Below are 15054 nucleotides of genomic sequence, written 5' to 3' on the forward strand. Positions count from 1 at the left end.
GGTCACTCGTAACGCAACGCGACGGCCGGATCGACGCGCAACGCACGCAGCAACGGCACCAGCGCGGCAAGCGCGGACATGCCGAGCACCAGCAGCAGCACCGGCACGAACACCGCCGGATCGTGGGCGCGGGTGCGCAGGTTCGGATCGGCCAGCAACTGCGACCACGGCAGCGCCAGCGCGAAGCCGATGGCCAGCCCCAGGCCAAGCTGCCACACCAGTTGCTGCGCCACGGCGCGCACGATGGCGCCATGGCCCGCGCCGATGGCACGACGGATGCCCAGCTCGCGGGTGCGCTGCGCCACCGCGAAGGACAGCACGCCGTACAGGCCGGCGGCGGCCAGCAGCAGCGCCACCAGGCCCAGCGCGCTGAACACGTCGGTCAGTACCACCATCCCCGCACGCTGCATCGCCATGTCCCTGGCCTGGGTCCAGGGCGCGTAGATGGCTGCCTGCGGATCGACGCCGTGTACCACGTCGACAAGGCGCGGCACGAAGGCGTCGGCATCCGCATGCATGCGCACGTTCAGGCCCACGCCTTGCATCGGCTCCGCGGTGGCCGATTGATCCAGCGGCATCAGCAGGCCCGGCAGCGCGCGTTCCAGCATGCTGTCCATCTGCAGCGTTTCGACCACGCCCACCACCGTCACCGTGTGCGCCCAGGCCTTGCCGGGGTAGAGCACCAGCTTGCGGTTCAGCGCATCGGCATGTGGCCACATCGCAGCGGCCATCTTCGCGTCGATTACCACCACCGGCGCACTGTCCGCGGCATCCCGCGCGCCGAAGAAGCGGCCTTGTAGCAACTTTACGCCGAAGGTGCCGAGGAAATGCGCATCGACGATGCCCATCTGCACGCGCGGCCAGCCCGTGTCGGGCTGCGGCTGCCTCGGTAACGAGACATCCTCGTGACTGCCAAGAATGGCGCCCGGCACCGTGTTCGTGGCGCTGGCGTCGACCACGCCCGGTTCCTGCCGCAGCCGCGTCACCACGCTGTCGAAGAAGCGGATGCGTTGCGCGTCGTTCGCATACGGTTGCGCCGGCAGGGATACATTGGCGGTCAGCACCTGCACGGCATGCGCGGCGCCCACCACTGGCTGCGACAACAGGGCGTCCAGCGCGCGCACGAAGGTGCCCGCGCCCACCAGCAGCACCACGGTCAACCCGACCTCGGCCACCACCAGGGTCTTCGCCACTCGCGCGAAACCGCCGCCCGAGCCCTTGCTGCCATCGCGCAAGGCATCCTGCAGGTCGGGCCGCGACGCGCGCCACGCGGGAATGCCACCGGTCAGCAAGGTGCTGAGCAAGGCCACCAGCACACCGAAGCCGATCACCCAGGCGTCGATGCCGTGCGCATTCGGCATCGTGTCCGGGTGGCTGGCAATCCAGGTCACATCCAGCCAGCGATCGCCGGCGTGGGCGATCAGGAAGGCCAACGCCAGCGCCGCCGCCGACAACAGCACGCTCTCCACCAGCGCGCCGAACACCAGCCGCGCACGGCTGCCGCCCAAGGCGCTGCGCAGCGCCAGCTCGTGCCGACGCTGCAGGGTCTGCACCAGTTGCAGGTTGGCCACGTTGATGCACGCCAGCAGTAGCACCAGCACGCCGGCGCCGAACATCAGCCAGATCCAGTGGCGCAGATCCAGCGGCGAGAACGTCACCGACAATGGGTAGATGGTCAATCGATCCATGTGCTGCCCCGAGGACATGGGCATGGCGCGCTGCAGGCGGCCGGCCCAGGCATCCAGCTCCGCCCGCGCCTGATCTAGCCCTACGCCCGGCGCCAGCCGCGCGGCCACGCCAATACCGCCATGCTGGTTGGGTACAAGGCGCAGCGGCAGCCACGCCGCCGTCGTGCCGATGGGAAAGTGAAAGCTCGCCGGCAACACGCCCACCACGGTGTACCACTGCGCATTCACCTGCACGGCGCGACCAACGATGTGCGGGTCGGCGCCAAAGGCATGCCGCCACAGCGGCTCGCCGAGCAGCATCACCCGCGGCGCACCAGGCACATCGTCGGCCGGCTCAAAGCCACGCCCCAGCAGTGGCTTGATGCCGAGCACATCCATCATCGATGCCGTCAGCAAGCAGCCACCGTAATGCACGGCGCCATGCCCGCTGTCGAGATTGAGGTTGGTGCCCGCATACGCACCCATCGCATCCATGCTGCGCAACTTGCCGTGCAGCGCAAGGTACTGCGCGCGATCCATCCCGCCGATACCGTTGCTGGTCGGCTCGCCCACCGCCACCAGCCGACCGGCGTGCGGAAACGGCATCGGTTGCAGGATCACCGAGTTGACCATGGTGAACAGGAAAAGCATCACCCCCAGCCCCGCGCCCAGCACCACTACCGACAACAACGCATACCCTGGCCGCTTGACCAGCCTCCGCCACGCCTCACGAAACTCGCGCACGATCATTGTCATTCTCCCCTCAAGGCGCGCATGGGATGCACGCGACCGGCGCGCATGGCGGGAATCAGGCAAGCCAGCAGGCCGGCGAGCGCCAGCACGACGCATACGCCGGTCACTGCCAGGGGATCGAACGTGCCGATGCGCCCGACCAGCGACATCGACACGGCCATCGACATGTTCGCCAACAGGCGCGACGCGCCCAGCGTCACGCCGACGCCGATCACCAGGCCGATCGCAATCTGGATCATGCCGCCGCGCAATACCATCCGCGTCAGGCGCGAAGGCGAGGCACCCAGCGCCGTGCGCACGCCGAACTCGCGTTCGCGTGCGGCGATCGCCACCGCCATCACCGCGTACATGCCGGCGACGGCGAGCAGCAACGACAGCGAGGCAAACAAGCCGATCAACAACATGCTCAGGCGTGCATCCGCCGTGGTCTGCCGGACGATGGCGTGCATGGACTTGAGGCGGGCGATCGGTTGCCCGGGCGCAACCTCAGCGATGGCCTGCTGCACACCCGCGCGCCAGTCGGCAGGATTGCCTTGCCCACGCAAGGCAAAGCGCAGTGGCTCCATACCGAGCAAAATGTCCAGGGTCTTCTGCGGCATCTGCGCCAGGGGCATGTACAGCATCGGCTGCTTGGGTTGCAGCGGGCCGCGCTGGTAGGTGTCGTCGACCACGCCGACGATGTGTACCGGCACGTCGGGACCGTTGCTGACTTCCACCAGGAGGGTCTTGCCCACCGCGTGGCCGTCGTAGTAGGCGTCGGCCAGATCCTGGCTGACCACCGCCACCGGCTCGCTGCCATGGCTATCGTCGCGGCTGAACACCCGACCCTGGCGCAAGGCGATGGAGAACAGCTCGAAGAAACCGCTGCCCACACCATGAAACTGCACCGAGAACTCCTTGCCGTCCGGTGTCTTCACACCGTTGTTGAACTGGTCGTACAAGCCGTCGCCAGCCGGCAGATTGGTGGTGACAGCAGCATCGGTGATACCGGGTATCACATGCAAACGCTGCACCAGCCGCTGCGACAAGGTCGATACCGACGCGAGGTCCGGATAATGGGCTTTCACGGGCGCCAGCTCGAAGGTAAGTACGTCATTGCTGGCAAAACCGAGCCGCGTTTGCGATGCCGAATACAAGCCATGCGCGATCACACCAGCCGAACACAGCAAGGTCACCGCCAGCGCCACCTGGGTCACCACCAGCACCCGTCCCAGACGGCCGCTGCGGGTTCCCATACCGCTGCGCCCGCCTTCGCGCAATTCATCCACGCGGACCGCGCTTCCACTGCGCCACAGGCCCAGCACGGCAGCCAGCAACGCGCCCAGCAGACCCACGGCGAAGGCCAGAATCCATGCCGGCGCGCCAATGCTGATCTGGTCACCATGCAACCACTGCTCGGGAATGAACCGCTGCAGCAAGGCCAGTCCCGAGAGCGCCAACGCCATGCCAAGCACGGCGCCCGACAGCCCGACCAGCAGGCCTTCGGCCACCGCCGGCAGCAGCAGCCGCAACAACGGTGCGCCCAGCGCGCTGCGCACCGCCGTATCGTGGTTGCGCGACAGCGTGCGCAACAGCATCAGGTTGGTCAGATTCAGCAGCGCGATCAGCAGCACCAGCAACGCGCTGGCCACGAACAGCATCAGTAGCGACCGCTCGCCACGATGCAGCGTGGTGTTGAGCGTGGCGGCGCCAAACCACGGCTGCTTCCAGTTGCCGCCCATGGCCATGTCCCGGTACATTGCGCGCTCGCGCGCATCCACTTGCGCCCCGACCGACTGCATGTCGACGTTCGCACCCAGGCGCGCGATCGCCATGTGTCCGCTGTGGTTGTAGTCGTGGCTGGCCGGTGGCAACGCCATCGGCAACACGATGCCGCCGGCATCGGAAACCGTATCGAACGCTTGCGGCAGGACGCCGACGATGGTGGTCGGGGTGCCTTCCACCTGGATGCTGCGACCGATGATGCCGCGATCGCTGCCGTAGCCACGCTGCCACAGGCCATGGCTGAGCATCACGGCCGTCGGGCCGTTCGGGCGATCTTCCGCCGCACTGAAGTTGCGCCCCAAGGCCGGCTGCAAACCCAGCGCGGCCAGCAGACCCCGGTCGATATAAGTCACCGGCACCTGCTGCGGCGCACCGGCGCCGGCGATGTTGGCCACCGAACCGGGACGTTCCAGTCCCAGCGCCGTCACGCCGGTGAGTCCTTTCAGGAACTGGTACTCATGTGGCGAAATCGGGCCGACTTCACCGTTGAATACCTTGCCCAGAACCACCAGACGCGAGGCCTGCGGAAACGGCAAGCGTTGCAGCAGCGTGGCATTGATCAACGCGAACACCGCCACGCTGGCGCCGATGCCCAGCGCCAGCACGCCGGTGGCCAGCAGCAAAAACCCTGGACGGCGGAAGCTTGCGCGCCAGGCACGCCATATTTCGGTCAGCCAGCTGTTCACGCGCCGGTCTCCACGCGCTGGCCGATCAGCGCATCCAGCCGCTGTTCGTCTTCGTGGCGCAGTCGGTCGTAAGTTTCCTCGTCGACCACGCGGCCATCGAACAGGCGGATCTTGCGCTGCGCGAGTTCGGCGTAGCGGGCGTCGTGGGTGACCATGCAGATGGTGGCGCCGCCTTTGTGCAGTTCGTCGAGCAGGGCCATCACCGCCTCGCCGTTGCGCGAGTCGAGGTTGCCGGTGGGCTCGTCGGCAAGCAGGATCGCAGGCTTGCCGACCAAGGCGCGCGCCACCGCCACGCGCTGCTGCTGGCCACCGGAAAGTTGTGCCGGATAATGCCGTATGCGATGTGCCATGCCGACGCGCTCCAGCGCCTCCTGCACGCGCTCGCGCCGTTCGGCGGTGCCGATGCCGCTGCGGTAGGTCAGCGGCAGTTCGACGTTTTCCTGCACGCTGAGGTCGCCGATCAGGTTGAATGCCTGGAAGATGAAGCCGATCTCGGCGTTGCGGATGCGCGCGCGCTCGGCCGCGTTGAGCGCGGCGACATCGTGGCCGTTCAGCACGTAGCTGCCGGCGCTGGCGGTGTCGAGCAGGCCGAGGATCGACAGCAGGGTGGTCTTGCCGCAGCCGGACGGGCCGGAGATCGACACGTACTCGCCGCGCTGCACGTTCAGGTGGACGTCGCTGAGCGCGTGGGTTTCCACCTCGTCGGTCTGGAACACCTTGCGGATGCCTTCGAGGGCGATGACGTTGGTCGTGTCGTTCATGGTGACTCCGCAGATGGCACAAGGGTTTTTGGAACGTCGGTGGTAGGAGCCCACTCGCGGGCGATGCTTTTGGGGGATTCGGGATTCGGGATTCGGGATTCGGGATTCGGGATTTGCAAGAGCATCGCCCGCGAGCGGGCTCCTACGTGGGTGGAGGGGAGTCGCGATCATTCAATCTTGATCTGGTCATATTTGTCCCATTGGCTGGTGTCGGACAGGATCACTTGGTCGCCCTGCTTGAGCCCGTGCAGAATCTGCACGCGGTCGACCGACGCGGCGCCGATGCGCACCGGCGCTCGCGTGGCGATATGGCGGGACGGGTCCAGGCGGAACAGGCTGATGTCGCCATCCGCCTTGGCCAGCGCGGGCCGCCCCACTGACAGCACGTCGTGCAGCAGCGCAATCCGGATGCGGCCGTCGACGGAGAGATCCGGGCGTGCGCCCGGCGGCAGTGCTCCACTCAAGGTGACATCGACCTGCACACTGCCGTCGCGCACTGCCGGGTCGATGCGCTCGACCTTGCCGTCGATCACGCCGTTGTGGGTGTCCACGCTGACCGGCATGCCCATCGCCACGTCCTTGGCCTGCACCTCGGGCACCTGCAGCCGCGCGATCAGCACGTCGGTGCGAGCCACCCGCGCCAGGTTGGCGCCAGCGGCGACCTGGGCGCCCTCCTGCACCGCCACTTCCTGCAGCACGCCGGCGATGCCGGCGGTCACCTGGAGCGCATCGGCCTGGCGCTGGCGCAGTTGCAGGTTGCTCTGCTGCTGCAGCAGTTTCGCCTTCACCGCGTCGAGCTGGGCCTGCATGCTGCCGCCGAACGCGCGCACCCGCTGCTGCTCGATCTGCATCCGGTTCTTCAACTGGGCCAGCACGATCTGCTCCTGTTCGTAGCGCACTTCCGGAATCAGGTGCCTGGCCACGGCCTTGGCGTCGGCATCGGCCTTGACCTTGGCCGACGCGTAGTCAGCTTGCGCCTGCGCCTCGGCCGAGCGCTCGTCCAGCAGCTGCGATTGCAACTCGGCGCGCTTGGCGGCCACGTCGGCCTGCGCTGCCGCCACCTGGGCCTGGGCGTTGCGCAGGCTGTCCTGCACTTCGGGATTGGAGAGGGTCATCAGCACGGTACCCGGCTGCACCGCGGTGCCCGGCCACACCAGGATCTGTTCCACCTGGGCGGCGGTGGCGGCGGCGAGCCAGCGCGAAGTGCGCGGCACCAGGGTGCCGGTGGCACGCACTTCGCGCAGCATGTCGCCACGCTGCACGGTATCAATCCACAGGCTGGAACGATCGGCCCGCGGCAACGCCGGGCCGAGTCGCAGCAACACCACCACCAGGACCGCCACCACCACGGCACCGGCGCTCACGGTCAACCGGAGCCGACGGCGTTTGCGGAGCTTCAAAGTCGGGTTGGCCATATCCATGGGCCTGTCACAGCAAAGCCCGTGCCATGGATGCAGTGCCCGTCCCGCAACGATTCCGGCCCATGTCGGGCGATACCGTCGTTCGCCAGCGGACGCTGGTGTCCGGAAACGTACGCGTAGGAGCCCGCTCGCGGGCGATGCTTTCCCTATTCCCATTTCCACAAGAAAAGCATCGCCCGCGAGCGGGCTCCTACGACAGCGCGGGCGACGGGCGTGCTCAGCCGGTGTTCTGCAACCCTTGCGAAACTCCGTTGACGCAGGCAACCAGGGCCTGCAGCAAGTCGTCGTCCTCGCAGTCGCTGGCGCGCCAGCGCTGCAGCAGGTCGACCTGCAGCAGGCTCATCGGATCGACATAGGGATTGCGCAGGCGGATCGAGGCGGCCAGCCGCGGCGCATCCAGCAACAGTTCGCGATGGCCCTTCAGCTGCAGCAATTCGCGCCGGGTGCGCTCGAACTCGCCGCGGATCAGGCCGAACATTTCGTCGTGCAGCGGGCCGGACAAGCGCGAGAACGCCTCGGCGATATCCAGGTCGCACTTGGCGAGCACCATCTCCACGTCGTCCAGCATGTTGCTGAAGAACGGCCAGTCGTTGGCCATCTCGGCCATCGACGCCGCGCCGAACTCGCGCACGCCCTGCTCCAGCGCACTGCCCAGGCCGTACCAGCCGGGCAGGATCGAGCGGCACTGGGTCCAGGCGAACACCCACGGGATCGCCCGCAGGTCCTGCACGCCGCGCATGCTGCGCCGGCTGGCCGGGCGCGAGCCCAGGGTCATCCGTTCGATCACGTCGATCGGGGTGGCGCTGCGGAAGTAGTCGACGAAATGCGGGTGGTCGACGAAGGCGCGATAGCTCGCGCGGCTGCTCGCCGACAGGCGATCCATCTGCGCGCGCCAGCGCTCCTCGCGCGGTTCGTCCTCGCGCGGACGCAACGAGGCGCGCAGCACCGCGCCGACGGTCTGCTCCAGATTGCGCAGCGCCAGCGCGCGGATGCCGTACTTGCGGTGGATCACCTCGCCCTGCTCGGTGACCCGCAGCACGCCGGCGACCGAACCGCGCGGCGAGGACATCAGCGCCGGCGCGATGCGCACGCCGCCACGACTGGCCGAACCGCCGCGACCATGGAAGAAGGCCAGCTCGATGCCGGCCTGCTTCGCCACCTCCAGCAGTTCGACCTGGGCCCGCTGCAGGCCCCAGCGCGAGGCCAGCGTGCCGCCATCCTTGCCGCTGTCGGAATAGCCGAGCATCACCCACTGCTGGTCGTTGCGCGCTGCGAGGTGGCGACGGTAGACCGGGTCGTCGAGCAGCGCCTGCAAGGTGGCCGGCGCGTTCTTCAGGTCGTCGACGGTTTCGAACAGCGGCGCGATGTTGAGCGGCACGCTGCCGCCCTCGACCAGGCCGCCGTAGCGCGCCAGCGCCAGCACCGCCAGCACGTCGGCCGCGCTGCGCGCCATGCTGATGATGTACAGGCCGACCGCTTCGCTGCCGTAGCGGCGACGGGTGTCGCCGAGGGTGGCGAACACGTCGTACAGCGAGGTCACCACCTCGGCATGGCTGATCGCGAAACGCGCGTTGCCGCTGGCATGGTCGCGCAGTTGCTGCGTGCGCTGATCGGCGGAGCGCCCGCTCCAATCCGCGTCACCGAACAGAGCCGCCAGCGCATCGTCGTGCACGCGCGAGTCCTGGCGCACATCGAGCCGGGCCAGATGCAGGCCGAAGGTGGACACGCGGCGGATCAGGCGCTGGACGGCGTAGGCGCCTGCGTGCAGGCCATGGTGGCCGACCAGGCTGTCGGCGATCAGTTGCAGGTCGGCCAGCAATTCGGCGGTGGACACATAAGCCCTGGCGTGATCGTCACCCAGGCTCGCCCCCAGGCGCGCACCGATCAGGGTGAGCAGACAGCGATACGGCATGTCCGCATGGCGCGGGCGGATGCCTGCGGCGGCCTGCGGGAAGCGCTCGCGGTACTCGGCCAGCCGCTGCTGCAGCGCCGGCGCGACCGCGACGCGGCTGTCGGTCTGGCTGAGCAGGCGGGCCAGCGCGCCCACGTCGGCCAGATAGCGCTCGATCACCTGCGCACGCTGGGTCGTCAGGCTGGCGGCGATGGTGTCGGCGCCCACATTCGGATTGCCGTCCATGTCGCCGCCGACCCAGGTGGCGAAGCCCAGCAGCTTCGGCAGCCTTGCCGCCACGCCGTATACGGACTGCAGGGCTTCGGCCAGCGATTCGTACAACGCCGGCACCACGCGATACAGCGGATTGGCCAGGTAGAAGCCCACGTGATGGTGCTCATCCTGCACGGTGGGGCGGATCGGCGAGGCCTCGGCAGTCTGCCAGCCGGCGGACAGCGCCATGTAGATGCGGTCGTCATCCTCCTTGCGCTCCTGCGGCGTGCGGTCGCGGTCGAAGCCGTCGACCAGCGAGCGCACGATCGCCTGCTCCTTTTCCAGCAGCGAGCGGCGCACGGCCTCGGTCGGATGAGCGGTGAACACCGGTTCGATCCACACCCGATCCAGCCAACCCAGCAACTCGTCGGCGCCGACGCCCTGCGCTTTCAGCTGGCCCAGCACATCGAGCAGCGACTCCGGCTGCGGCGCGCTGCCTTCACGCTGATAGTCGCGACGACGACGGATGCGATGCACCCGTTCGGCCGTGTTGACCGCCTGGAAATAGGTGGCAAACGCCCGTGCCAGGGCCTCGGCGTGGCCAGCATCGAGACCGGCCAGCGACTCGGCCAGTTCGGCCACCGAGGCGCCCTCGCGGCGGCGCTTGATCGCGGCGATGCGCACCTGTTCGACCCGCTGGAAAAAGGCAGCGCCGCCCTGCTCGGCCAGCATCCGGCCAACCATCGCACCGAGCCGCCCGACATCCTCGCGCAGCGGGCCGTCGTGCGGCAGGAATTCGGACTCGCGGTTTGCTTCCACCCGGGCACTCCCATGCAGGCCAAGCCCCCAGCCTACCGAATCGGAACAGCCGGGGCACCACGTGGGCGGGCATAAGCTTATGTCTCCCGCTACAATGCCCCTCTTGTACTGCCCGCCGAGGGGCGCTGCGACCGTTTGATGTGAATGCGGCTCCGTCCGCTTCACCCGACCGGCCAGGCTCGGCGCGGCACGTTCCACAACGGCGCTCTCACGCGAGTCCCTTCGCAAAAGACCGGCCATCCCTGGCCGGACTCATCGAAAGGGCGACGCGAGCCCCTTCGCGAAGAAAGACCGGCGATCCATGGCCGGACTCTTCAAAAAGAGCCTCGCACTAACCGGAGATACCCGATGAACGCTGCATTGAAAGAAAACGCCCACGACTACAAGATCCGCGACATCTCGCTGGCCGAGTTCGGCCGCAAGGAACTGGACATCGCCGAGCACGAGATGCCGGGCCTGATGTCGATCCGCCGCAAGCACGCCGCCACCCTGCCGCTGAAGGGCGTGCGCGTGACCGGCTCGCTGCACATGACGATCCAGACCGCGGTGCTGATCGAGACGCTGAAGGACATCGGCGCCGACGTGCGCTGGGCTTCGTGCAACATCTTCAGCACGCAGGACCACGCCGCCGCCGCGATCGCCAAGACCGGCACGCCGGTGTTCGCCTGGAAGGGCGAGACGCTGGAGGAATACTGGGACTGCACGCTGGACGCGCTGTCCTTCCCCGACGGCAAGGGCGGTTATCTCGGCCCACAGCTGGTGGTCGACGACGGCGGCGACGTCACGCTGCTGATCCACAAGGGCTACGAGCTGGAGAACGGCAGCAAGTGGGTCGACGAGAAGGCCTCCTCGCATGAGGAACAGGTGATCAAGAATCTGTTGAAGCGCGTGCACAGCGAGCGTCCGGGTTACTGGCACACCGTGGTCAAGGACTGGAAGGGCGTCTCCGAGGAGACCACCACCGGCGTGCATCGCCTGTACCAGCTGGCCGAGGCGAAGTCGTTGCTGATCCCCGCGATCAACGTCAACGATTCGGTCACCAAGAGCAAGTTCGACAACCTGTACGGCTGCCGCGAGTCGCTGGCCGATGGCCTGAAGCGCGCGATGGACGTGATGCTGGCCGGCAAGGTGTCGGTGGTCTGCGGCTATGGCGACGTCGGCAAGGGCTGCGCGCATTCGCTGCGAGCGTACGGCTCGCGCGTGGTGGTCACCGAGATCGATCCGATCAACGCGCTGCAGGCGGCGATGGAAGGCTTCGAGGTCAACACGGTTGAATCGACCCTCGGCCGCGGCGACATCTACGTCACCACCACCGGCAACAAGGACGTGCTCACGCTTGAGCACCTGAAGGGCATGAAGGATCAGGCGATCGTCTGCAACATCGGCCACTTCGACAACGAGATCCAGGTCGATGCACTGAACGCGCTGGCCGGCGTGACGAAGATCAACATCAAGCCGCAGGTCGACAAATACGTGTTCCCCGACGGCCATGCGATGTTCCTGCTGGCCGAGGGTCGCCTGGTCAACCTTGGTTGCGCCACCGGCCACCCGAGCTTCGTGATGTCCAACTCGTTCTCCAACCAGACCCTGGCGCAGATCGATCTGTGGGCGCACAAGGACAGCTACGAAAAGAAGGTCTACATCCTGCCCAAGAAGCTGGACGAGGAAGTGGCGCGCCTGCATCTGGAGAAGATCGGCGTGAAGCTGACCACGCTCAGCACCGAACAGGCGAAATACCTGGGCGTGCCGGTGGAGGGTCCGTACAAGCCCGAGCACTATCGCTACTGATCGACTCGCCGGCGGCCAAGGCGAATACACCAGGCGCGCGGTTTCGGCCGCGCGCCTTTTTTCGGCCATTTCCGGCATGCCGGCCAGGCGCGCTTGCACCGGGTTCGGCAGCTTTTGCCAGTTGGCTTGCACTGGCCTAGGATGACGAGCCAGGCGGATTGCCGGAAGGCCACCCGGCGGGATGTTCAAGGGGCGAATCTTTATGAATCGGGCGCGCCAGCGACTGATCCACTGCAGCCGACGCCGGACAGACGATCGGCTCCGCGAGCTGGAAAGGGACGTGGCGCGCACGCCGAAGCCGGCATGGCGGACATGGGGAAGCTCGAGCCGCAGCCTGCGCCGGCGACCATGTCGGGCCAGATCATATTCGGCGCGCTGCCCGGCCGGGCATCCTTCGGCGGCGTGGCCGACCCTGCTGCTTCTCCCCCGCGAAAAGGAAGCGCGATGATGGCCACAGAACTGACAACCCGCATGCTTGCTCCCGAAGACTACCCGCGTTGGGTCGCCACGGTTGCTGCCTCGCCCGACGGCAGCGTCTACTCCCTGCCCGACTACCTCGACGCGCTCTGCACCGCCACCGGTGGGCGCTTCCGCGTGCTCGTCGCCGAGCACAACGACGGCCACATCGTGGGCGGCATCGCCCTGTTCGAGTGCGACAGCCGCTACGGCTCGTTCGTGTCGCCGCGGCGGCTGCTCTACTACAACGGCCTGGTGCTGTCGCCCCACGACTCGACCTGTCCGGGGCACGTCACCGCCCGGTACCTGCAGACGCTCGACGCGATCGAGCGTACGCTGGCGCAGCTTCGATACGGACGCCTGCGGTTCAAGAGCCGTTCCACCTGCACCGACCTGCGCACGTTCCAGTCGCGCGGCTGGTCGGTGCGGCCGAGCTACACGTATGTGGTAGACATCGGCGACATGCCCGCAGCATGGGCGCGACTCGACAAGAACCATCGGCGCCTGATCGGGCGCTGCACCGAACAAGGCCTGCAATTGACCCTGGATGACGATTTCGACGCGTTCCACCACCTGCATCTGCAGACCCACGAGCGCAAGGGCGCACCGCTGTACTTGCCGCGAGAAAGCTTCCGCCAGTTCGTCGAGACCCTGCGCGCCAGGAACCTGGGCCGCCTCTACCATGCGCGCTTGCCGGATGGGCGCGTGGCGGCGACCCAGTTGGTGCTGACCGGACCGCACCCGGTCAGCCACACCGTCTGTGCCGGCGCCGAAGCCGAGCTGCTGAGCCTCGGTGCGACAGCGTTCCTGCGCTGGAGGGTGCTGGAGGATCTGGCCGCAGCAGGCTACCGCGCCAACGACCTGACCGATGCCGAGCTCAACTCGGTCACCACGTTCAAGGCTCAGCTTGGCGGTGAGCTGTCGCTGTGCCTGGAGGTGTCGCGGCCGGATCAGCTGGGCTTTCGTCTCGGCGAAATGGCGGCGTCGCTGCCGAACCGGGCCAGGCGCGGCGTGCGACGCGCCCTGCATCGCTCCGCCGGAGGTTCGGCGTGAGTGCACAGCCGCTGTCAGGCGCCCACCTGGTTTGCGCAGCGCTCCGGCACGCCGGCGTCGACTGCGTGTTCGGCCTGCCGGGCACCCAGACCGTCAATCTGTACGAAGCGCTGCGCACCTCGTCGCTGCGCAGCATCGTGGCCACCCACGAACTGTCGGCGGCGATGATGGCGAACGGCTATTACCGCTCGTCCGGACGCGTCGCGGCGCTGCTGACGATTCCCGGCCCCGGCTTCACCTGGGCGCTGACCGGGCTAGCCGAGGCCGCGCTGGATTCCGCCGCCCTGCTGCACATCACCACGCAGCCGCCGCAGGTGCTCGGGCGTCGATTCCAGTTGCAGGCGCTGGACCAGGGCGCCATCGCGGCGGCGCTGACCAAGACCCGACACCAGATCGATCACGCCGACGAAGTGGCCTCGGTGCTGGCGATCGCGCACGCCCAGGCCGGCGCTGGCGAACCAGGCCCGGTGCTGGTGCAAGTCGCCCGCGAGGCCTTGCGGGAGTCGGCGCCGATGCCCGCCACCACGCCGGCACCGCAGGCATCGGCATCGGTCGATGCTGTCGTGATCGATCAGGTGATGGCTACGCTGGCTCAAGCCAGGCGCTGCGTGCTACTGCTGGGCCAGGGCTGCGCCGGTGCCGCCGAACCGGCCACGCGCCTGGCCGAAACCTTGTCCGCCGCCGTCGTCACCACCACGTCGGGCCGCGGCGTGGTGGCCGAGGACCACCCCCTGTCACTGGGTTTCGAGCTGGGCGGCAACGAGTGCGCCACGCTCAACGCGCTGATCGAGGCCAGCGATCTGGTGCTGGCGATCGGCTGCAAGTTCTCGCACAACGGCAGTCGCGGCTTCGAGCTGAAGATTGCGCAGGACAAGCTCATCCAAGTCGATGCCGCGGCCGAGGTACTGGGCGCGAACTATCCCGCGCGGCAGTTGGTCTGCGCCGACGCCCACGCCTTCCTGAGCGCACTGATGGCGCGGCTCGACGACGGCGTCGGACATGGCGGCTTCAGCGCCGACCAGATCGCACGGTGGCGCGCTCGCGCTCGCGCCGAGAGCCAGCGCCACCGGGTCGAACCGCGCATCCACGGCGTGCCGTCGGGGCAACCGCAGGCGTTTTTCGACGCGCTGCGCCGCGTGCTGCCACGCCACGCCTGCCTGGTCACCGACTCGGGGCAGCATCAGGGTCTGGCACGGCACCACTTTCGGGTGAACTGCCCGCGCGGTCTGATCGTGCCGACCAACTTGCAATCAATGGGCTTCGGCATCAGCGCCGCGATCGGCGCCTGTCTCGCCGATCCGACTCGCCCGGTGGTGGCGCTGATCGGCGATGGCGGACTGGCGATGTCCGGGCTGGAACTGTTGACGGCGGTACGCGAACGCCTGCGGCTGACCGTTATCGTGTTCGTCGACGGCGCCTACGGGCTGATCCGCATGCAGCAGCTGGCCACCTCGGGACATGTGTACGACACCGAGTTCAGCGGCCCCGACCTCGCCAGCTTCGCCATGTCGATCGGTGCGGCGCATGTCCGCCTCGACGGCGACGCGGACGCCACCCTGAGCGGGGCAATCGCGGCGCCGGGCGTGACCCTGGTCGAGGTGCGCGTCGGCGATACCGTGCCGATGCACTGGCTGCGCACCAAGAGTGTCGCGCGTGGTTTGCTGGGATCGCGGTGGCGCGCCTGGCTGCGCCGGCGACGCGGGTGAAGGAGGCACCATCCGACGCCACGTCCTTTCTCGCCGCGACTGCTGATGTCGCCGATGACAGAGCGGCGAACGAGGG

The 15054-nt window shown here is 67.8% G+C and carries 8 protein-coding genes and 1 riboswitch; of the genes, 3 read left to right on the plus strand and 5 right to left on the minus strand.

What is annotated here, in order from left to right:
• Nucleotides 1–2 precede the first annotated feature (2 nt).
• From B0E47_RS05700 to ppc, 5 genes are all read right to left on the minus strand, one after another.
• Complete coding sequence (locus tag B0E47_RS05700; protein ID WP_254422827.1) at nt 3–2423, minus strand: ADOP family duplicated permease; 2421 nt, start codon at nt 2421–2423, stop codon at nt 3–5.
• On the minus strand, nt 2420–4870 hold the full coding sequence (locus B0E47_RS05705) for an ABC transporter permease (RefSeq protein ID WP_077513048.1): 2451 nt from the start codon (nt 4868–4870) through the stop codon (nt 2420–2422). Before B0E47_RS05705 ends, B0E47_RS05700 begins: the two co-directional genes overlap by 4 nt.
• Nucleotides 4867–5631: an ABC transporter ATP-binding protein gene (locus B0E47_RS05710; RefSeq protein WP_077513049.1), complete on the minus strand. Its 765-nt coding sequence runs from the start codon at nt 5629–5631 to the stop codon at nt 4867–4869. The genes B0E47_RS05705 and B0E47_RS05710 overlap by 4 nt, the downstream gene beginning before the upstream one ends.
• Before the next feature lie 167 nt (nt 5632–5798).
• Nucleotides 5799–6995 carry an HlyD family efflux transporter periplasmic adaptor subunit gene (locus tag B0E47_RS05715; protein ID WP_254422828.1) on the minus strand — a complete coding sequence of 399 codons (1197 nt, stop codon included), beginning with the start codon at nt 6993–6995 and terminating at the stop codon, nt 5799–5801.
• 274 nt (nt 6996–7269) lie between these two features.
• Nucleotides 7270–9975, minus strand: a complete 2706-nt coding sequence (gene ppc, locus B0E47_RS05720; protein ID WP_077513051.1) for a phosphoenolpyruvate carboxylase — start codon at nt 9973–9975, stop codon at nt 7270–7272.
• A 111-nt stretch (nt 9976–10086) separates the two neighbouring features.
• A riboswitch (S-adenosyl-L-homocysteine riboswitch) is annotated at nt 10087–10190 on the plus strand.
• A gap of 133 nt (nt 10191–10323) precedes the next feature.
• Between ppc and ahcY the strand changes: the two genes are divergently transcribed.
• The 3 genes from ahcY to B0E47_RS05735 all read left to right on the plus strand — a co-directional run bounded on the left by ahcY (nt 10324) and on the right by B0E47_RS05735 (nt 14978).
• Nucleotides 10324–11763 carry an adenosylhomocysteinase gene (gene ahcY, locus B0E47_RS05725; RefSeq protein WP_077513052.1) on the plus strand — a complete coding sequence of 480 codons (1440 nt, stop codon included), beginning with the start codon at nt 10324–10326 and terminating at the stop codon, nt 11761–11763.
• A 447-nt stretch (nt 11764–12210) separates the two neighbouring features.
• The gene (locus B0E47_RS05730) at nt 12211–13272 is read left to right on the plus strand and encodes a GNAT family N-acetyltransferase (protein WP_168171011.1); all 1062 of its coding nucleotides are present in this window, start codon (nt 12211–12213) and stop codon (nt 13270–13272) included.
• Complete coding sequence (locus B0E47_RS05735; protein WP_168171012.1) at nt 13269–14978, plus strand: thiamine pyrophosphate-binding protein; 1710 nt, start codon at nt 13269–13271, stop codon at nt 14976–14978. Before B0E47_RS05730 ends, B0E47_RS05735 begins: the two co-directional genes overlap by 4 nt.
• The last annotated feature ends 76 nt before the right edge of the window (nt 14979–15054 follow it).

The organism is Rhodanobacter sp. B05 (genome assembly GCF_002001085.1).
Classification (GTDB): Bacteria; Pseudomonadota; Gammaproteobacteria; order Xanthomonadales; family Rhodanobacteraceae; genus Rhodanobacter.